Here is a 19,923-nt window from a genome sequence, read left to right as displayed (position 1 = left end):
GCGCGGCGCGGGGGTTCGAGAATGGACGTCTCGCTCGAGGCGAGATGCAGTGGTGCTGGAGACCGAAACCGGTTAGGGATCAGGCGTCCTTCAGGACCCTTGATAAAAGCACCGCTAGTGTGATTAGAACACACCGCGCATGCCGGGCACACAATCTGCTGGGTGGCCCACCCGAGAAGCGGCGCGAAAACCGCACCGGGCGGCGCTTTCCTGCTCTTTCAAAACCTTGCGTGTGCGGGGCCGCAAGACTCACACGGCCCGCAAATCTCCGTTGCTCTCCAAGGGTATCCCCTGGAGAACATCACGGCTTGTTCGATTCGAACAGATCCATGATCTGCTTCTTCTCGTTCGACGAGACACTCGGCGGCGGCACCGCCGGCGGAGTCATGCCCGCCGGGCCCACGCCGCCGATCGCATCGCTCACGCCGGCGGTCGGATTCGCGGAATCCAGACCGATGCTGGCCACGAAACCATTGCCCGGCGTCATGTCGGTATAGAACAGCTCGCCGTCGACCGAGGTCACGCCGTCCGGCTGCGCCGGTTCGCCTTGCGGCACTCCGCGCAACGCGCGCTGCATGTATTCCACCCAGATCGGCAACGCCAGCTGCGCGCCGAATTCGCGGCTGCCGAGGCTCTTCGGCTGGTCATAACCCATCCAGGCCACTGCCACGAGCGACTGCTGATAGCCAGCGAACCAGCCGTCCTTCGCGTCGTTGGTCGTACCCGTCTTGCCCTGCAAGTCCGAACGATGCAGCGCGTTGGTCCCCGCGCCCGTGCCGGCCGTCGCCACCGAATGCAGCAGGCTGTTCATGATGTACGCGTTACGCGGTTCGAGTGTACGCGGCGCATCGCGTCCAGCGGTCAGCGGCTGCGCTTTGGAGAGCGGTTTCGCCGCGCGCGTCGGTCACCTCGTTGATCAGATACGGATTGATCCGGAAGCCGCCGTTTGCGAACACCGAATACGCACCCGCCGACTGCAACGGCGTGACGAGGCCCGCACCGAGCGCCATCGGCAGATACGGCGGGGTCTTGTCGGCGTCGAAACCGAAACGCTGCGTGACGAAGTCTTGCGCGTACTTGGTGCCGATGAACGACAGAATACGGATCGACACGAGGTTCTTCGACTTCTGCAACGCGAGACGCAGCGGCATCGGACCGTCCGGCTGGTCGTCGTCCTTCGGCTCCCACGCGTCGCCGCCCGGCGTGCTCGACGGGAAATACAGCGGCGCGTCGTTGATGATCGTGGCCGGTCCGAGACCCTTGTCGAGCGCGGCCGAATAGATGAACGGCTTGAAGCTGGAACCCGGCTGACGCCACGCCTGCGTGACGTGGTTGAACTTGTTCTTGTTGAAGTCGAAGCCGCCCACCAGCGCGCGAATCGCGCCGTCCTGCGGCGTGAGGGACACCAGCGCGCCTTCCACCTGCGGCAATTGCGTGATCTGCCAGTTGCCCTTGTCGTCGGCAACCAGACGCACGATCGAGCCTGGCTTGATCTTCGTGGCCGCCGTGGCGCGCGCGCTCAACCCGCCCGCCACGAAGCGCAGACCGTCACCGCTGATCGTCACCTGCGTGCCGTCCACCAGTTGCGCCTTGACCTGCTTCGGACTCGCGTCCGTCACCACGGCGGCGATGATCTCGCCGTTGTCGGGGTGATCGGTGAGCGCGTCGTCGATGGTCTGATCGCGGTCGTCGCCCGGCGCGGGCAGTTGCACGAAACCTTCCGGCCCGCGATAGCCGTGGCGCCGCTCGTAATCCATCACGCCCTTGCGCACCGCGCGATAGGCGGCATCCTGATCGGCGGAGTCGATCGTGGTGGTGACGTTCAGGCCGCGCGTGTAAGTTTCGTCCTTGTACTGCGCGTACATCATCTGCCGGACCATTTCGGCGATGTACTCGGCATGCACGCTATATTCGTTGCCCGGATTCTTGGTGTGAATCTCTTCCTTCACGGCCTGATCGTACTGATCCTGGCTGATGTATCTCAGCTCGAGCATGCGCCGCAGAATGTACTCCTGACGGATCTTCGCGCGCTTCGGATTGACCACCGGGTTATACGCGGACGGCGCCTTCGGCAAGCCGGCCAGCATCGCCGATTCCGCCAGCGTGATGTCTTTCAGATCCTTGCCGAAATACACGCGCGCGGCCGCCGCGAAACCATACGCGCGCTCGCCCAGATAAATCTGGTTCATGTACAGCTCGAGAATCTGATCCTTGGTCAGCGCGCGCTCGATCTTGTACGCGAGCAGCATTTCGTAGATCTTGCGCGTGTAGGTCTTCTCGCTCGAAAGGAAGAAGTTGCGCGCCACCTGCATGGTGATCGTGCTCGCGCCCTGCGACGCGCCGCCGTGCGCGAGGTCGGCAAAACCGGCGCGCAGAATGCCCAGGAAGTCGACGCCGCCGTGCTCGTAGAAGCGATAGTCTTCGATCGCGAGCACCGCTTTTTTCATCTGATCGGGAATGTCCTGGAAGCGCACGAGACTGCGCCGCTCCTCGCCGAATTCGCCGATCAGCACATGGTCGGCGGTATAGACCCGCAGCGGCACCTTCGGACGATAGTCGGTCAGCGCGTCGAGCGACGGCAGTTGCGGCCCCATCACCACCAGCGCATAGCCGACGATCAGCGCGCCCACCACCGCGATGGTCGCAAGCAGGCTCGCGAACCAGATGGCAATGGTCGCGCCGATGGAACGGCGGCCGGCCTCGGCGTCGCGCGAAGCTGCATTGCGTCCTGGAGTGCGTTGGTAGGAATCCCGGTCTTCACCAGACGGAGAATTGGATGAATGCGGTCGTTTGATGATTGGCATGACTGGAGTAGTGGGCGCATGACTGAACGCCTTTCTGCATGCGCTCCTGGCGCACACATGGATCGTGATCGAGCATCGTAGCCTGAGGCGCAAACCACCGCACGGCCCTTTGCCCCCGGCCGGCCGCACGGCGCGCCTGGACCGGGCCCGGCGCAACGTAACAGCGCATTTTAAAAGAAATCACGCGCGGTCCAAGTTAGTTTTTTTGTAAGAATTCCCTTCGCGCGAAAGGAGTCTGTAGTTCCGGGCAGTCTTGCGAGCGTTTTCCACGTGGCCGGAGTTATACACAGAAAATGTTGAAAGGCCTGTGGACAAGCCGCCCGCAAACGCTACAACTCATTGATGTCACGGGATTTTCATGTCGCGCCCGTTCCGCATCGGGGCAACTCGTCATATGATGGACTCGGCGCGCGCTAACACCCGCTCGCGCCACGGCGTCCGCCAAATGCACGCTTTGAACCGCCCATGCCAACAAGTATGCGAGCCGACTATGAACAAGCCCAGCGAACGCATCGTCGTATTCGTCACAACCGCGCAGAAACGCGCGATCACTTCCACCGCCGAGAATCTGGGGATTAGCGTCAGCGAGCTGATGCGGCGCGCGGTGTTGAGCTTCGGCGCAACCAGCGAGCAGGTGAAAGCGGCGAGCATCGTCGACCGGTTGCGCGCGCCCCGCGCGCCGGACGCGCTCGACGCCGCACTGCAACGGGTCGCGCGCGGCACACGGCATGCGCGCGCCGCATTGCCGCCGGCTTTGCAAACGCGCGGCGACAGCGCGACAGGGGCGTCCGCGGATAGCGCGGCGGGTTCCAATGCGCCGGCGCCGGCTGCGAACGTGTTGCCGGGTGCGCCAGCACGGCAAGCGGAGGCTGAACCCGCGCCGTTGTTGCCGGCAGGTCTGGCCGCTGCCCTCGCCGCTGGCATCGACGAGGAAGCCGCGGCAACCGCCGAAGCCGTCGCGCGCATGGCAGCGGCCGAAGCAGCTTCGGCGGAAGGATCCACGCCCCAGCAAACCGATCCGGAAGCGCAATTGCGCGGCGTGCTCAAACGCCCGCGCCTCGACACCCCACGCGACGACGACGATCCGCTCGGCGATCCGAGCACGAAAGGCGGCCGTTTCGCGTAGTGAACGTGCGCCGCATATCGCACGACGTGTGGCGACGCGTTGCATATCGTTACATCGGCGTCATTCAAAATGCGCGAGCTTTCGGCACTGCAAGCCTGGCATTCACCGAGCGATTGGCAGCGGCTGTTGCGCATTGAAAATACCGTCGGCATAGACGTCTTTAGTGTCGTTGAATGCACGGCTACTGGACGTATTCAGCCCTACTCGCTTGCGGCGACAACGGACGCAAACACGGCACACACGCACCGCGTCCATTCACGCCCGCGACACTTGCCGCGCGCGAAGTTGGCCAATTTGTCATCGCGCCCTTTAAGTCGGTTTTAAGAGAGCGCGTGGTGTAATATCCGCGAGCGGCTGAATGACGCGCCGCGCGATTTAACCTTTGAGCTGTTTGTCACTCGATATTCGAATCGAACAATTTACGTCGCCGCTATTGCAATCGGCGCGCACGCCCCGAACTCCGGTCCGAACGTTGCGCAGCTTCGCGCGCAGCGGCGTAAAGTAGCAGTTGAATGCAGTTAAGCGCGCGGGATTATTCAGCGCCGTTTACATTCTTTGGAGGTTTTCATGTCGCTTTTTGACAGCATTTCGCGCACGCTTAAAGGTCTCCTGAACGACGCAGCCGATTCCGTGCAGGATCCGTCGCGCGACTCGCGCCAGATCGTGCGCGAACTCGACGAGAGCATCGCCAAAGCCGAGAACTCGCTGATCGAGATCCAGGCGCAAGTGGCCACGCAGCAAAGCAAGCGCGATGTTGCCGCGGACAAGGCGAAGAAATACGAAGACGGCGCGAAACGCGCGCTGCAATCCGGCGACGAAGCGCTCGCCCGCGAAGCCCTCGGCGCGCAAGCCACGGCCGAAGCCGAACGCGATGCGCTCGCGAAGGAACTGACTACGCTGGAGCCGTCGGTGGCGCAGCTCAAGAGTCAGATCGAAGACATGCGCACGCGTCGCAACGACCTGAACGCACGCTCGAACATTCTGCAAGCCAAGCAGCAGATCGCGCAGGCGAAAGACGTGGCAGCCACGGCATTGGGTGGCATCGGCGGCAAGAATCTGTCCGAAGATTTCCAGAAGCTCGAAGACAAGGTCGCGTTGTCGAATGCCCGTTCGGACGCACGCCTGAATTCGGCTGACGTGAAGAGCGGCAAGGCGCTCGAGGACAAGCTCGCGGATCTGAACCGCGGTCCTTCCGTTGAAGATCGTCTCGAAGCATTGAAGAAGCAGATCAATACGCCGGCCCAGTAATTGCGTCGGCAGCAGTACATACCGGCGGCCTTCGTGTGAGCCGCCGGAATCGACTGAAGGAGACGGGCGCAATGCGCCCGGTCCGTAAATGAAAAAATTTCTCGCAACCGCGTTTGCCTCACTGCTGTTCGTGTCGGCCGCGGCGTTCGCTGTGCCCACCGTTCAGCAGATCGAATCGGCCATGTCGCAAGGCAACTGGCAACAGGCCGACGCCGGTCTGAGCGAAGTGCTGCAGGCGCATCCGAACAATGCGCGCGCCCACTATCTGTACGCCCAGGTGCTCGATCGCGAAGGCCGTTCCGCCGACGCGCTCGCCCAGGTCCAGCAGGCCAAGACACTCGACCCGCAAATCCGCTTCACGGACCCGACCCGCTTCGCGCAAACCGAAGCGCGTATTCGCAAGGACGCGGAACGCGCAGGCGCCGCGGGCGGCAACACGACCAGCCGCGCGCCCAACCCGTTCGCGCAGCAGCAGACGGCGCCGTCCGTGCAGCAACAGTCGGCGATGGTCCCGCAAGCGCCGCAACGGCATGGTCCGGGCATGGGTATGTGGATCGGCATTCTGGTCCTCGTTGGCGTGATCGCGCTGGTGCTGCGCTGGACCTTGCGCCGCGCCCGCACGCAAGGCGATACGCGCGCCGACGACGAGCGTCGCGTGCAACTCAAGCGCGCCACGGAGATGCTCAACACCGTCCGTTCGCTCAAGCTCGATGTGAAGCTCTCCACCGTGCAAGGTCATGAGGCGCTGGAGAAGGAAGTCGAAGCGACTGAAGACCAGTTGCGCGGCCTCGTCGAAACACTGTCGGGCAGCAAGAATCCGCTGCCGCCGTATCAGCTCGACGAACTCGAGCAACGCCTCGGCAGCATGCGCGCGCGCCTCGAAGGCCGGCCCGATCCGTATGCCGCGCCGGCCGCCAGCTCGCAGCAGCAGTCGCCGTATGCGCAGGAAGCCGAACGTTTCGGCAATCCGCCGCAAGCGCCTTATCCGCAGCAAGGACCGTATCAGCAACAGCCGCCGGTCATCGTGCAGCAAGGCGGCGGTGGTTTCGGCGGCGGCATGGGCGGTCTGCTGACCGGTGTGCTGCTCGGCGAAGCGCTGAACTCCGGGCGTGAGCGCGTAGTGGAGCGCGACGTGGTCGTCGACGACGAAGCGCGCCGCCGTGGCAACGATGGCGGCAATGGCGGCGGCCTCGACTTCGGCCAAGGCTCGAACGACTGGAACGACAACGGCGGCGGTGTCGACCTGGGCAGCAGCGACGACTCCGGCAGTTGGAACGACAACACCTGAGCTTCGCTGCGCGGCTGAAATCGAATCAGCCGGACAAGCATGCGTCACGAAAACAGGCTCCATTACGGAGCCTGTTTCGTTATGGCGATTCGTTTAAGGCTTCACACGTGTATCGGCGCCAACGCCCTTTCCGGCTCGTGCTGCGCCATCAACACCGCCCCCGCGAACAGCCTGACGATGAAGCGCTCCGCATACGCGATCAGCGCATCGCGGCGTGGGTCGTCCGCGTCGATATAGTCAGCCGACAAATGAAAGAGTTGCAGCACGATCTGCGTGCAGACTTCGTCGACGGTTTCACGCGTAAGCGTCGGTATCAATTCCAGTTGCACCACGTCGTCGGCCATTTCCGCCGACACCTCGTGCAGGTTCGCGCGCACCGCCTCGCGCAATGCCCGCGATGTACCATGATATTCGGCGAGCGCGCTCAGAAACGCCTCGCGGTTTTCCAGCGCGAACGCAAAGAACGCGACGCAAGCACGACGCGGCACGCTATGCGGTTCGTCGTGCGCGGCGAGCCAGCGCTCACGCCGCAGCATCGGCCGCAAACGGCGGCTCACGGATTCGACGGCTTCGCGCGCCAGATCGTCGAGCGTGTCGAAATGACGATAGAACGTATTGGGATTGAGCCCGGCCTCGCGCGCCAGTTCGCGCAAACCCAGGCTCGTGAAACTGCGGCCGCCAGCGGTCAGACGCAACGCGGCTTCGATCAGTTTGCGCTTGCCGGCCGGCAATTCCTGGCCCGCGGCAGCGCCGTGCTCCGCGGCGGCTGCCGCTTCCGGTACGGATGTCATGTGTTTTCAATCGATGCGCGCCTGGCGCGTTTAATAGCAGTACTCTAAACGATCTTGACGTCATGTGCACAGTTGTCTACCCTGCGCGTTATGCTGCAGTAGACACATGTAGACGCCTGAAACTCGCCCCCTGCCGGAGACCGCCGTGACGCCTGCCTCATCCGCCCCACCTGCCGCGCCACGCATCGCGATTGTCGGCAGCGGCTTTGCCGGCATCGGCATGGCGATTCGTCTGCTGCGAATGGGCATCACGTCGTTCACGATTTACGAGGCGGCTGGCGATATCGGCGGCACCTGGCGCGACAACACCTATCCCGGCGCGACCTGCGACGTGCCCTCGCATCTCTATTCGTTTTCGTTCGAGCCGAATCCCGCGTGGTCGCGCGCGTTCGGCGGCCAGGCGGAAATCTTCGCCTATCTGAAGCACTGCGTCCGCAAATATGGCGTGGAGCGTTACGTGCGCTGCAACGCGCGCGTGGCTGCGGCGCGTTTCGACGAAGCGCGCCAGGTTTGGCAAGTCGAGATCGACGTGAACGGCGTGCGCGAAACCATCGAGGCCGATGTGGTGATCGCCGCAAGCGGTCCGCTGTCCCGTCCGGCGATGCCGCGGATTGCCGGGCTCGAACGCTTCGAAGGCAAGCTGTTTCATTCGGCGCGCTGGGACCATGCTTATGCGCTCGAAGGCAAACGCGTCGCGGTGATCGGCACCGGCGCGAGCGCGGTCCAGTTCGTGCCGCAAATCCAGCCGCGCGTCGCACGACTCGATCTGTTCCAGCGCACCGCGCCTTGGGTCATGCCCAAGCCCGACAAGCCGATCGACGCGCGTGCCCGCTGGCTGTTCCACCATCTGCCGTTCACGCAGCGCTTCGTGCGCAGCGCGATCTACTGGCAGCTCGAATCGCGCGCCATCGCGTTCGTGGTCAATCCGAAACTGATGAAGGTGCCGATGAAGTTCGGCCTGAGTTATCTCGAACGACGCGTCAAGGACCCTGCCCTGCGCGCCAAGCTCACGCCGAACTACCGGTTCGGCTGCAAGCGCGTGCTGCTCTCGAGCGACTACTATCCCGCGCTTAGCCAGCCCAACGTCGACGTGGTGACGAGCGGCATCCGCGAGATCGTCGCCGACGGCATCGTGACCGAAGACGGCGTGCATCACCCCGCCGACGCGATCATTTGCGGCACGGGCTTTCAGGTCAACGACGTCGGCGCGCCGTTCGACGTGACCGGCGTCGACGGCGCGGATCTCAGCGCCCTGTGGCTGCGCGATGGGCCGGAAGCCTACCTCGGCGTCAGCGTGGCGAACTTCCCGAACTTCTTCATGCTCGTCGGCCCGAATACCGGACTCGGCCACAACTCGCTGCTCTACATGATCGAGTCGCAGGTGCAGTACATCGCCGATTGCCTGCGCGTACTGCGTCGCCGCAACGCACGCACGATGAATCTGCGGCCCGACGTGCAACGCGAATTCAACGCGCGTTTGCAGAAGGATATGCAGCACTCCGTGTGGGCGAGCGGATGTCGTAGCTGGTATCAGACCCGCAGCGGCAAGGTCACCGCCTTGTGGCCCGGCTTCACCTTCAGCTTTCGCAAACGGACGCGGCGTGTGCGTCCGCACGACTATCGCTTCGCGCCCTGAGGCCATGCGCTGCGGCTGATGGACTGAGAGAGCGAGACGCCGCCAATGCAATCCGATTCGCGGCCAGGCGAACCACAAAATCGAACTGCACGGGAGACAACAAAACATGGCAAGTATCGACTCCGGCACGCCCGCCTCGACATCCCCGCTGCCGCCGCGCTCGCTCGCCGCGCGCCTCGGCGTCACCAGCGTGCCGCGCGACGAATTGCGCCGGCGCTACACGCAAAGCGGCTCCAGATTCGTGAAGATCATGGGCGCCGACGTGCATTACGTCGACGAAGGCAGCGGCGAACTCATCGTGATGATTCACGGCTTCGCGTCTTCGTTGCACACGTGGAATCGCGTCGCCGATGAACTCAGGCGCGAGTATCGCGTGATCCGCCTCGACCTGCCGCCGTTCGGCGTGACAGGACCGCTGCGCTCCGGCAGCGGCGAAATCGAAACGATGAATCTGCCCACCTATCGGCGTTTCATCGACACGTTCCTGCAGGCACTCGGCATCTCGCGCGCGACCTTCATCGGCAATTCGCTCGGTGGGCTGATTGCGTGGGACTATGCGGTGCGCCATCGCGAAGCCGTTGAACGACTCGTGCTGATCGACTCGGCCGGCTTTCCGATGAAACTGCCGATTTACATCGCCCTGTTCAACAGCGCGCTGGTGCGGGTCAGTTCGCCGTGGTTGCTGCCTGAAGTCATCGTCAAGAGCGCGGTGCGCAACGTCTATGGCGATCCGCGCAAGATCGACGCGGTGACGCTGCGGCGTTACGTCGAGTTCTTCCACGGCGAAGACACGCGCACCGCGATCGGCAAGATGGTGCCCACGCTCGACTTCAAGGACGTCGACACCGACGTGCTGAAGACACTCGATGTGCCGACGCTGGTGCTGTGGGGTGCGAAGGATCGCTGGATTCCGACTGCGCACGCAGCCGAATTTGCAAGCCGCATTCCGGGTGCGAAGTCGGTCATGTATCCGGGGCTCGGCCATATTCCGATGGAAGAAGCGCCCGAGCGCGTGATGGCCGATCTGCGCGCGTTTCTTGGCACGCGCGGCGCGGATGTTTCAGTTGACGAAGGCACCCGTCGCGCGCGGGCCTGACCTGGCTGCTTTCTTCCTGTTGTTCCAATCATTCGATCGATGCTTCGCGCGTGCACGCCGAGCGGATCTCGCACGCCCTTCCCTCGCGCCGCGCCGACGCGCTCAGCCGCCGCCCAGCAAACGCAACAGTCCCCAGAGAAATTTGCAGAGCATGACGATCAGCTGCCACAGGTGATAGAGCTGTTGCCAGCCCGAAACGCGCGCGAAGGAGTCGATCATCGGTTGCCGGTAAGAAACGGAAAGGTCTACGGGTAAGGCTGTGGATCACAGTTTGACCGCACATCATAACGACTGCGGGATACCCCGTATCAAGTCGCTTGAAAGTCCGCCGTAAACGCATCGAGAAGACGCTGCATCCGTTCAGGGTGGTTGCGCCAACTGAATGCGCCGAGCGCGCCATCAGCAAACTGTTGCATGGGACCAGAGTAAGCGCTAAAGCGCCAACTCTGGTCGACAATGGAGACCACCATGACGCGTTTCAGCTTTCGCCGGGCGGCCCGTTCGCACACGGTCGTCGGCGATATTGCCGCGCAAGCCGGCAAACTGGGTATCGAGATCTGCGACGTATCGGGACACGTCGAGGAAGTGGCCGCGCGCGTGCAACGTCAGGCGCAAGTATGCCGCGCGCTGCGCGAATCGGCTGCGCAGACGCTCGCCGGCAATCATCGCATTGCCGCTGCCGCGCGGAAAATGAGCCACGTATCCACTGAAGCCGCGACCGGCGTGCAGGAATCGCAGCAGACGCTCGAAGCGTCGCTGGCGGACATCCACGGCCTCGTGGAAGGCGTGACGGTCATCGAAAGCCAGATCGGCGCACTGCGCAGCGCGTTGGCGCACGTGAGCCGCGTCTCCGAGGAGATCTCGCTGATCGCGCGTCAGACTCATCTGCTGGCGCTGAATGCCGCGATCGAAGCCGCGCGCGCCGGCGACTCCGGCAAGAGTTTTGCGGTGGTCGCGGCCGAGGTGAAGAACCTCTCCGCGAAAACCGCGCAAGCCACCGGGCAGATCGAGACGACGCTGGCGCAGCTCACGCAACAGACCGAGCAGTTGATCAGCGAAGGTTCCGTAAACACCGCGCGGGCGCACCGGGTGCGCGAAGGCACACGCAAGATCGGCGACGTCGTGCATGCAACTGGCGATGCGATCGCGCATCTGAACGACGAGGCGGGACAGATCGCCGTGCTGACCGGCGAGATCGAATCGCAGTGCGGCGGACTCGAGGCGCAGGTGCTGGAAATGGCGAGCGGCGTCGAGGATTCGAGCGAAAACTTCGTGCAGGCGAAAGACCGTTTGGGGAATCTGCTCGGTGTGTCCGAAACCCTGATCGAGCTGACCGCCGCGACGGGTGTGGAAACGGCGGATACGCGTTTCATCGACGCCGTGCAGCAGGCGGCAGCCGCCGTGAGCAAGGCATTCGAAACGGCCGTGGCGCGTGGTGAAGTGTCGCTCGAGGATCTGTTCGATCAGCACTATGTGCCGGTGGCTGGAAGTAACCCCCCGCAGTTTCTAACGCGGTTTACTGCGTTGACCGACCGGGTGTTGCCGGCAATTCAGGAGCCTTTGCTTGATCTCGATCCGCGAGTCGCGTTTTGTGCGGCGATCGATTTGCGGGGTTATTTGCCGACGCATAATCTGAAGTTCTCTTTGCCGCAGCGTGGTGGTGATGTGGTCTGGAATACGGCAAATTGCCGGAACCGGCGGATGTTCGATGACCGGACCGGGATTGCTGCGGCTTCACATACCAAGCGGTTTTTGCTGCAGACATATCGGCGGGATATGGGCGGTGGGGAGTTTGTGTTGATGAAGGATGCGTCGGCGCCTGTTTTTGTTAACGGGCGGCATTGGGGTGGGGTTCGGGTTGGGTATAAGGTTTGAGTTTTTTTGGTTCTTGTTCGGGTTTGTTTCGTATTGTGTTGGCCTTCGGACAAAGTTGCACTGTTCGCATTCCGCATCAAACAACGCGACCTGCAACTGACCTCACACGTATCGGAGAGTGACATCGAGCGGAAGGTCTGCTTGATGATGCCTGGTGATCCTACTCGTACGCCATCGTGAAAGTCGCCAGACCTCGCACCGTGCCGGAGGTCATCGCGTCGGCAGTACGGACGTACTGAACGGTCAGCGGAATCGTCATCGAACTGCCTGACGCAGTGCCGGCAAACCATTGATTCTGATTGCCCGCCGATGCGGAGTCTGGGACATGGCGATAGGCGTTGATCCATTCAGCAGCTGCAGGCCGACGCCCGCCGCGGTAGAGTCTGGCGCAAGGCTCAGCGTGGTGGAACGATTCGAGATATTGGACGCATCTGTGAGCGTTACGCTGACGGCGGTGCCTTGGTCGCAATTGTTTAGTGCGATATTGAATGGCGTCGCTCCCGTCGTTGCGCCTTGGGCAGAGAGCGAAGCGGCGTCGGCCGAAGGTAGCGTTACGGCAATCGAGGAATTCGTTACGCTGCAGCTCGGTTGGGTAATAGGGCCGTCTGAAAACACGAAAGTGTCCACACTTGACGAGGTCCCCCTCGCGGGCCACGCACCCCCGGCATAACGCATAGTTTGAGAGGCGGTGACGACTTCGCCGCCGTGGTTGCTGGTGTCACCGAGTCGGATAAGATCGGTCATCAATTAATGCTTATTGGAACCAGATTGATATATCACTTTCGGATATCTCTCACGACGAAATACAAAAATTTCGTCGTCGTATCCAATAAATACCCGCCGTGGACATTTTGAAAACCTCCGCTCCGCCCCAAGCCATCAAAATTAAAACTTACGCAGAAATATTTTTTATTTTTACCCTTTGCAATAATCCATTGCGCCAACGCTGGATTGAATGCGCCAGGTTTGATGTCATGATTATCGCCCAACGGTATCGCCTTGGATAGTCGGTAGAGTTTGTCCAGGTAGATCAATGCTTGGTCGTCTTTATTCTCCGCGTAACCAACATCGGAACCACGATATTCGAACATATAGAGTGCATCGAAGCCATTGGCGTATTTTTCCTCTCTCATAATCTCTTCAGTGTTGAGCCTTTCAATAGTGACAGAGGGAACGATAGCCTGCGCCCGAAGACAACTTTTCACTATATTTTTATCTGGCTGAGCAGCGCAGCTCACGCCAGACACGATGAGACTCATCAGCGCAGCGAAGGCGACTCTGTTCATTTGTATTCCTTCGCGCCCGTAGTGTCTATGTATTGCCGATCAAATTTCCAGAAGATCGTGCCGCCCACGCCAGCCGTCGAGTCGTAGACGTGATCGTAGCGTCCTATTTCTTCTTTCTTAATTGTCACTTTGTGTGTTTTTTTGTTCTTTATCTTCGTGGTCTTATACAGAATTACGAGGTGGGTCGAATCTTTGATGTCGTAGATGTTATGACTGGGGTCAGTAATCTTGATCCCCTGCCTTACCTTGAAATGATGGGAATAATTTGTTTTGATATCGGCACCGTCCCAAAAATAAGCACCATTCGATTTATCCGGGCCCCCGGCTAGCGCATTGCGTGCCGCAGCAATCGCGGCCTGCATCGCTGAATTGCTGGCTATTTTGTCATTCGTCGCCTTCATCAGCCCGTTGTATCGTGCATTACCATCACTGACCACGAACGAAAACGTCGGTTCGTTATTTACAAACGTAGCCATGTCGGAATAACCACGGGCGTCGCGTTGTCGTTTAAGCACGCTAGCAATAGCCATCATTTCATCGGCATTGTCCTGCAAAGATGCCTCTCCGTAAGCCATCGCTGCAAGTTGCCTTGTCTGGGCATCGATTGGTTGTGCCGCAGCTGGCGCACTTGGGGGTGTCGCTCCACTTGCCGGTTGTGGTGTACTCAAAGGATTGGAATCGGTCATGCATCTTTCCTCGCTGAGTCTCGCGCAATCCATGTAACAAGTTTCAGGGGAGATTGCCCTAAAAATTTCACCGATTCGCCATCAGAATATTTCCCTTTGCGCGTATGGAGATCATCCCCATCGCTGTAAAGGTCGTAGTGGTATCCATCTACGGGCGTAACCCCGTCGCGCAGTAAACTGAAGCTTTGTTCGATAACTTCTTCATCAGAAGAAGGCAAAAATGGCATTGGCACTCGCTTCGCATCGGGTCCCGGTACGTCCCACGACGCGCCTTTCTCCAGGATTGGCCCCGGTGAGCCGTTGACGATGCCGCTGCCGTTGATCTGGATATACGAACCACCCGCGCCGATCCACACTTCCTTTGACGCCGTGATGATGACTTTCCCGTCCGTGCTGCTGATAGTGAGGTCCTTCAGCGCCGCCAACGCCATCCCGTCGCCCTGCGCCTGCAACTCGATCTTGCCTCTGGCCGCGTAAAACTTCATGCCGTCCTGATAGGCGAACAGCGAGATCGAGCCCCGCACCGAAGCGTGGTACGAGCGCCCCGCCGACAGGCTGTAGTCGCGGCCCGCCGTGATCGCGTGATCGTTCATGCTGGCTTGATGCGTGCTGTCCGCCGCTGTTGTCGCCAGCCCTGCTGCGCTCGCCAGCAGTAGGTCAGGGCGAGTCATTTCCGGCGACGGATTGTCATGGGTTTGCGCGCCGCCCCTGACTGCATCGTTCTGCGTCTTGATGGTTTGCGTTGCATCGCGCTGGCCCGCCCGTGCATCCTGCGCCTTGTGCTGCTGCGCAAGCTGCGCCATGTTCTCGTGCTGCTCGCGCGCCTGCGTGAGCCGTTGCACGGTCTCGCCCATGTCCTTTACCGGAGCGGTGGCACCCGCGCGCGTTTCGGTGCTGATGAGCATGCCCTGATTGGCGCGCAGCACGCCCCATGCGTCTGTCGCCAGTTCCCAGCCTTCACCCCGCGCTTCCGTGCGCCCCTTGTTGCCGTCGATGCGCGTGTTGTAGCCGACGATGAGCCGCGACTGCGCATGGTCGCTGCTGACCTGTACCTGAAGTTTGCCGGGCGTGTCGTCGGCGACGATCTGGTTGGCCTGGAACCCTTTCAGTTCCTGCGTCCGCGTGCCGCTCAGTGCGTAGTTGGCTGGCAGTAACCACGGTGGCTGCCTGAACCGGTTGACCATCCGGTCGGCAATATAGGGCTTGTCGGGGTCGCCTTCGTGGTAGTTGATCGTCACTTCCTGCCCGATGCGGGGCACGTAGATCGAGCCGAACGAATTGCCCTGCCACGGCGAGGACACGCGTACCCAGCAGCTCGCGTTCTCGTCCTTCGGCCTGTCCACGTCCCACAGGTAGCAGATCTTGACCCGGCCGTACGCATCGACCCAGGTCGTCTGGTCCTTGGGACCGACCACCACGGCCGTCTCGGCGTAACAGCGAGGCTTCTTCTTCGGCCTGTTCCTGAAGAACCGGTTAGGCGACTGCAGCACGAAGTCGGTCACGCACTGGAACTGGCCCGCGCCCGGCGTTCTGGCCGATGTTCTGCCCGATATCGTCGTCTCGCTCACGTTGCGGATATCGAGTGTGGTCGACACCACCAGGTACTCGGCATTGACATCTGACTCCGGGTGATCCGTGAGAAAGAATGTCCTGCCCGTCTTCAGGCCGAGCAGATTGCCCTGGCCCCTGAGACGTTCGTTGCGCGAGTAAAGCGCATGGGCGCGCACGCCCGCGAGATAGTGTGCTTCCTCCAGATAGTTGTTCGGCTGGCCCGACAGACCCGTTGCGCCGGCAAGGGGCTGCGAGTAGTCGCCCCAGTGGCGTTCCTCGGCCTTGTGCAGTTCCCCGAACGCATCATGTTCCTCGACGAACTTCTGCGCTCCACGCGTATAGTCGTAATCGACTACGGTCACCTTGGCCGCCGTGATCCTGCGTGACGCCTTCAGCTTGTGGATATGTTCCTCGTCGATGCGCCCACCCTCGCGCGCGTGATAGCGGATCGAGTCATAGGCATTCCTGTGCGGCTCGTGGACACCGGGTCCGTCGCATAGCACCAGCCTGTTGTTATCCTCAAAGTAGTAAATCCCCCATTCGCGCCATAGCCGGGTCAGGAAATGGAAGTCAGACTCCCACATCTGGCGGACGAAGTCGCGTTGCGGGTAGCCTTTCTCCAGTCCGTGGGCCGACACCTTCACATCAAACAGGACCGGGTGCTCGCGTAACACGTCCCGCGTGATATCCAGCACGCTCCTGTTCTGGAATATGCGACTGCGCGAGGTCTTTGTGGTCAGCCACAGGGCGGGACGCACGACAAGGCGGTAGTACGTGTGGCGATCATCGACACCGGTCATCTCGACTCTGGCGATGATCCCGGAAATCGTCCTGACGCCCGCTCCGACATTACCGGCGCCGCTATCGCCGGGCATCCCCGGAATGAATACCCCTTTTCCGTCGAACTCGATTGAGATAGTGATGTCCTTGCCGACCAGCCTGGCGGGGACGATCTGAAACCTGGTGTTGTACTGGGAAAGCCCCGGCGTGTACGTTGTCGCCATGTCCAGCGTGTACCTGTACAGCTTGCCGAGCGCCTCGGTGCCACGCAGCCGCACGGGAGACAGGACCGGCACACCGCGATCAACCGGGAACGCCTCGCACGACACGCTCAGGGTGCGTGACTGGTTGGGGCTATACATGGCCCCTCCGTCGACTGACTTGCACCAGTAGGCCTTCGCATGCCCTCATACGCTTTACCTTGCTCAATTTGACGTTTTCATTATCAAATTGGATTTTGTTAGGCGTATATAGGATCACCGTAAAAATTGGTCAAACCGATTAAATAGATAGGTATTTCGCATAACCAGGCGAATGATTGATCGAAGACATAAGCGGGGGACACTGTTTAAGGCAGGGGGAGTTTTTCTGACCAGATGCTTTGCGCGAGGTTGTCGAATCGCACGAATCGCAGGTTAGAAAAAAGGAGGGTTTCCCCCAACGTTGCCCCCCGTGCGGGGCAACGCTAATAGACCGACATGAATTAAAGGAAGGCCAACACCACAAGACCAACCCCAATAAAAAGCCAAAAAATTCAAACCGCCATCACCGCCCGCTTCCTCTCCGCCCGCTGCATAAAATAGTTAGCGACCACAACCCCAACCGTGACCACCGCAATAAACAAAGTAGCCAAAGCATTCATCTCCGGATTCAACCCCAACCGCACGCGGGAAAAAACCACCAGCGGCAAAGTAGTCGACCCAGGCCCCGACAAGAACGCCGACAACACCAGATCATCAATCGACAGAGTAAACGACAGCAACCACCCGGAAACGAGCGCTTGAGAAATCAACGGCAACGTAATAAAGAAAAACACCCGCAACGGCGTAGCCCCAAGATCCAGCGCCGCCTCTTCAAGCGAAGGATGCAACTCCTTCACCCGCGACTGCACGATGATCGCCACATAAGAAATACACAGCATCACATGCCCGATCCAGATCGTGAAAATGCCACGCCCGGCGGGCCACCCCAACCACTTGGCCATTTCGATGAACAGCAGCAGCAGCGAAATCCCCTGAATCACCTCGGGAATCACCAGCGGCGCATTGATCATCCCGGTATACAGCGTGAAGCCGCGAAACCGCCCCATCCGCGCGAGCACGAAGCCGGCCCACGTGCCGATGATCACCGACGCAAACGCCGTCAACAACGCCACCCGCAACGACAACCACGCCGCCGCGATCAGCTCGTCATCCTGCAACAACGCCGCATACCAGCGCGTAGAAAACCGCGTCCACACCGTGACCAGTTGCGATTCGTTGAACGAATACACAATCAGACTGACGATCGGTATATAAAGAAACAGAAACCCGATCCCCAGGGCAATCAACTGCAAAATCCGGTTCGGCTTCATCAGCGCCTTTCCTCCATCGCCTTCGCCTGCGCGTACTGGAAAAACGCCATCGGCACCAATAACAGCAACACCATTGCGCACGTCACAGCGGACGCCATCGGCCAATCGGCATTGTCGAAGAACTCATTCCACATTACGCGGCCAATCATCAACGTGTTCGCGCCGCCCAGCAATTCGGGAATCACGTACTCGCCCACCGCCGGAATGAACACCAACAGACAACCGGCGATAATGCCGTTCTTCGAGAGCGGCAAGGTGATCTGCCAGAACGCCTTCCACGGTTTCGCGCCGAGATCGTAGGCGGCTTCCAGCAGCGTCATGTCCATCTTCACCAGATGCGCGTACAACGGCATGACGAGGAACGGCAGATACGAATAGACCATGCCGATATAGACGGCGGTATTCGTGTGATACAGCTCGATCGGCGTGTGAATCAGCCCGATCGACATCAGGAAGTTATTCAGCAAGCCGTTGTTCTTCAGAATCCCGATCCACGCATACACGCGAATCAGAAACGACGTCCAGAACGGCAGCATCACGGCCATCATCAGCAGATTGCGGCTGGCCGGATTCGATCGCGCGATGTAATACGCCATCGGATAGCCGATCAGCAAACAAAACAGCGTCGAGATCGCGGCGACCACCACGGAATTCACGTAGGTCGCGAAATAGAGGCTGTCGGTCACCAGAAACGCGTAATGCGACAGGTCGAGCGTGATGTGAATCGCGCCGTCCGCGAAATTGGTCAACTCCGTGTAGGGTGGAATGCCGAGCTGCAAATCGGCAAAGCTGATCTTGACGACCAGCAGGAACGGCACGAGGAAAAACAGCAGCAGCCAGATGAACGGACCGGCCACCACCGCGGTGCGGCCGGTCAGATTGAAACGCCGCACCGGCCACGTGGCGAAAGAATTGAACGAGCGCTTCATGACGTCAGCACCACGCCGGCCGATGCGCTCCAGCGCACGTACACTTCATCGCCCCACGTAGGCGGATCGATCTCGGTCAGCGCGAGACTCGTCACGTTGGCGATCACGGTTTTGCCGGCGTCGAGTTTCACGTGATAGAGCGAATAGCCGCCCATGTACGCGATATTCGTGACAACGCCCTTGCCCCAGTTGTACGCGCCTTCAGGCGGTTTGCGCGTGAGCGCGATGCGCTCGGGGCGCACCGAAATCGTCACCGGCATGCCGAGCGGACCGGTGATGCCGTGGCTCACATACAAGCGGCATGGCAGGTCGGGCGTTTCGATGAACACATGATCGGGCTCGTCTTCGACGGTATGGCCTTCGAACAGATTCGTCGAGCCGATGAACTCGGCCGAGAAACGGCTATTCGGATACTCGTACACTTCGTGCGGCGTGCCGAGCTGAACGATCTCGCCTTCGCTCATCACGGCAAGGCGGTTCGCCATGGTCATCGCCTCTTCCTGATCGTGCGTCACCATCATGCAGGTCACGCCGACCTTGTCGAGAATGTTGACCAGTTCGATCTGGGTGCGCTGACGAATCTGCTTGTCGAGCGCGGACATCGGCTCGTCGAGCAGCAGCAGCTTGGGCCGCTTGACCAGCGAACGCGCGAGCGCCACGCGCTGCTGCTGGCCGCCCGAGAGCTGATTCGGCTTACGCTTCGCGAAGCGGCCCATCTGCACGAGTTCGAGCACGGTCTGCACGCGATCCTTCAGCTCGGCCTTCGGCACACCTTCCTGCTTCAGACCAAAGGCGACATTTCCCTCCACCGTCATGTGCGGAAACAGCGCGTACGACTGGAACATCATGTTGACCGGCCGGCGGTACGGCGGCAATTGCGCGAGGTCTTCACCGTCGATCAGGATCTTGCCCGAGGTCACGCTTTCGAGTCCGGCCATCATGCGCAACAAAGTGGACTTGCCGCAGCCGGAACTGCCGAGCAGCGCGAAAAGCTCGCCCTTCTTCACCGACAGGTTGACCCCTTTGACCGCCACGGTCTCGCCGAACTTCTTCACGACATCGACGACCTGGACGAAGTTCTCCGTGGCGTCGTCTGTAACGGCGTTCAGGCTCGGGGACGGCGCGACGGCCCCTGCCAGCGCGCCCGACTGGTCACTACTCATCACAATGCTTTACTCCGGCGTTTGACGAACAAAGCCCCCGGTGAACACCGAGGGCTTCATGATGATGCTTACCCGTTCACTCTGGCCGCGG

Annotated in this window: 14 protein-coding genes and 1 pseudogene; 6 read left to right on the top strand and 9 right to left on the bottom strand. The window is 60.8% G+C overall.

What is annotated here, in order from left to right:
• Positions 1-301: 301 nt before the first annotated feature.
• Positions 302-2,804: pseudogene (locus B0G74_RS07460) on the bottom strand (penicillin-binding protein 1A).
• A 490-nt stretch (positions 2,805-3,294) separates the two neighbouring features.
• Between B0G74_RS07460 and B0G74_RS07455 the strand changes: the two are divergent.
• From B0G74_RS07455 to B0G74_RS07445, 3 genes are all read left to right on the top strand, one after another.
• The gene (locus B0G74_RS07455) at positions 3,295-3,930 is read left to right on the top strand and encodes a hypothetical protein (protein ID WP_132374201.1); all 636 of its coding nucleotides are present in this window, start codon (positions 3,295-3,297) and stop codon (positions 3,928-3,930) included.
• 567 nt (positions 3,931-4,497) lie between these two features.
• Complete coding sequence (locus tag B0G74_RS07450) at positions 4,498-5,178, top strand: PspA/IM30 family protein (protein WP_132374200.1); 681 nt, start codon at positions 4,498-4,500, stop codon at positions 5,176-5,178.
• An 88-nt stretch (positions 5,179-5,266) separates the two neighbouring features.
• Positions 5,267-6,466, top strand: coding sequence for a tetratricopeptide repeat protein (locus B0G74_RS07445; protein ID WP_132374199.1), 1,200 nt, complete (start codon positions 5,267-5,269; stop codon positions 6,464-6,466).
• Positions 6,467-6,567: 101 nt separating this feature from the next.
• Here B0G74_RS07445 and B0G74_RS07440 read toward each other — a convergent pair whose 3' ends face one another.
• On the bottom strand, positions 6,568-7,257 hold the full coding sequence (locus tag B0G74_RS07440; protein WP_207915624.1) for a TetR family transcriptional regulator: 690 nt from the start codon (positions 7,255-7,257) through the stop codon (positions 6,568-6,570).
• A gap of 145 nt (positions 7,258-7,402) precedes the next feature.
• Here B0G74_RS07440 and B0G74_RS07435 point away from each other — a divergent pair, with 145 nt between their 5' ends.
• A complete protein-coding gene (locus tag B0G74_RS07435; RefSeq protein ID WP_132374198.1) occupies positions 7,403-8,893 on the top strand; it encodes an NAD(P)/FAD-dependent oxidoreductase in 1,491 nt (496 codons plus the stop codon).
• Positions 8,894-8,999: 106 nt separating this feature from the next.
• On the top strand, positions 9,000-9,989 hold the full coding sequence (locus tag B0G74_RS07430) for an alpha/beta hydrolase (RefSeq protein WP_132374197.1): 990 nt from the start codon (positions 9,000-9,002) through the stop codon (positions 9,987-9,989).
• A 308-nt stretch (positions 9,990-10,297) separates the two neighbouring features.
• Here the strand turns inward: B0G74_RS07430 and B0G74_RS45700 are convergent, their stop codons facing one another.
• Complete coding sequence (locus B0G74_RS45700; protein ID WP_165923830.1) at positions 10,298-10,459, bottom strand: hypothetical protein; 162 nt, start codon at positions 10,457-10,459, stop codon at positions 10,298-10,300.
• Here B0G74_RS45700 and B0G74_RS07425 point away from each other — a divergent pair.
• Complete coding sequence (locus tag B0G74_RS07425) at positions 10,458-11,864, top strand: methyl-accepting chemotaxis protein (protein ID WP_132374196.1); 1,407 nt, start codon at positions 10,458-10,460, stop codon at positions 11,862-11,864. The two genes, B0G74_RS45700 and B0G74_RS07425, sit on opposite strands and share 2 nt — an antisense overlap.
• A gap of 776 nt (positions 11,865-12,640) precedes the next feature.
• Here B0G74_RS07425 and B0G74_RS07420 read toward each other — a convergent pair.
• The 6 genes from B0G74_RS07420 to potA all read right to left on the bottom strand — a co-directional run bounded on the left by B0G74_RS07420 (position 12,641) and on the right by potA (position 19,832).
• Positions 12,641-13,150, bottom strand: coding sequence for a hypothetical protein (locus B0G74_RS07420; protein ID WP_132374195.1), 510 nt, complete (start codon positions 13,148-13,150; stop codon positions 12,641-12,643).
• Positions 13,147-13,836 carry a hypothetical protein gene (locus B0G74_RS07415; protein WP_243658137.1) on the bottom strand — a complete coding sequence of 230 codons (690 nt, stop codon included), beginning with the start codon at positions 13,834-13,836 and terminating at the stop codon, positions 13,147-13,149. Before B0G74_RS07415 ends, B0G74_RS07420 begins: the two co-directional genes overlap by 4 nt.
• On the bottom strand, positions 13,833-16,496 hold the full coding sequence (tssI, locus tag B0G74_RS07410) for a type VI secretion system Vgr family protein (RefSeq protein ID WP_243658136.1): 2,664 nt from the start codon (positions 16,494-16,496) through the stop codon (positions 13,833-13,835). The genes B0G74_RS07415 and tssI overlap by 4 nt, the downstream gene beginning before the upstream one ends.
• A 425-nt stretch (positions 16,497-16,921) precedes the next feature.
• On the bottom strand, positions 16,922-17,740 hold the full coding sequence (locus B0G74_RS07405; protein WP_132374193.1) for an ABC transporter permease subunit: 819 nt from the start codon (positions 17,738-17,740) through the stop codon (positions 16,922-16,924).
• A complete protein-coding gene (locus tag B0G74_RS07400; protein ID WP_132374192.1) occupies positions 17,740-18,669 on the bottom strand; it encodes an ABC transporter permease subunit in 930 nt (309 codons plus the stop codon). The genes B0G74_RS07405 and B0G74_RS07400 overlap by 1 nt, the downstream gene beginning before the upstream one ends.
• Entirely contained in the window at positions 18,666-19,832 is a 1,167-nt protein-coding gene (potA, locus tag B0G74_RS07395) for a polyamine ABC transporter ATP-binding protein (protein ID WP_165923829.1), read from the bottom strand. The genes B0G74_RS07400 and potA overlap by 4 nt, the downstream gene beginning before the upstream one ends.
• Between the last annotated feature and the right edge of the window lie 91 nt (positions 19,833-19,923).

The sequence above is a fragment of the Paraburkholderia sp. BL9I2N2 genome (genome assembly GCF_004339745.1).
Classification (GTDB): domain Bacteria; phylum Pseudomonadota; class Gammaproteobacteria; order Burkholderiales; family Burkholderiaceae; genus Paraburkholderia.
The sequence above is the reverse complement of the archived record's forward strand: the minus strand, read 5'-3'. Positions and strand labels throughout refer to the sequence as shown.

Coding starts and splice junctions, on each gene's coding strand:
- B0G74_RS07425 (WP_132374196.1), top strand. CDS start 10,458: ATGACGCGTTTCAGCTTTCGCCGGGCGGCCCGTTCGCACACGGTCGTC.
- B0G74_RS07405 (WP_132374193.1), bottom strand. CDS start 17,740: ATGAAGCCGAACCGGATTTTGCAGTTGATTGCCCTGGGGATCGGGTTT.
- B0G74_RS07400 (WP_132374192.1), bottom strand. CDS start 18,669: ATGAAGCGCTCGTTCAATTCTTTCGCCACGTGGCCGGTGCGGCGTTTC.
- B0G74_RS07415 (WP_243658137.1), bottom strand. CDS start 13,836: ATGACCGATTCCAATCCTTTGAGTACACCACAACCGGCAAGTGGAGCG.
- B0G74_RS45700 (WP_165923830.1), bottom strand. CDS start 10,459: ATGGTGGTCTCCATTGTCGACCAGAGTTGGCGCTTTAGCGCTTACTCT.
- B0G74_RS07455 (WP_132374201.1), top strand. CDS start 3,295: ATGAACAAGCCCAGCGAACGCATCGTCGTATTCGTCACAACCGCGCAG.
- B0G74_RS07440 (WP_207915624.1), bottom strand. CDS start 7,257: ATGACATCCGTACCGGAAGCGGCAGCCGCCGCGGAGCACGGCGCTGCC.
- B0G74_RS07445 (WP_132374199.1), top strand. CDS start 5,267: ATGAAAAAATTTCTCGCAACCGCGTTTGCCTCACTGCTGTTCGTGTCG.
- B0G74_RS07430 (WP_132374197.1), top strand. CDS start 9,000: ATGGCAAGTATCGACTCCGGCACGCCCGCCTCGACATCCCCGCTGCCG.
- potA (WP_165923829.1), bottom strand. CDS start 19,832: ATGAGTAGTGACCAGTCGGGCGCGCTGGCAGGGGCCGTCGCGCCGTCC.
- B0G74_RS07450 (WP_132374200.1), top strand. CDS start 4,498: ATGTCGCTTTTTGACAGCATTTCGCGCACGCTTAAAGGTCTCCTGAAC.
- B0G74_RS07420 (WP_132374195.1), bottom strand. CDS start 13,150: ATGAACAGAGTCGCCTTCGCTGCGCTGATGAGTCTCATCGTGTCTGGC.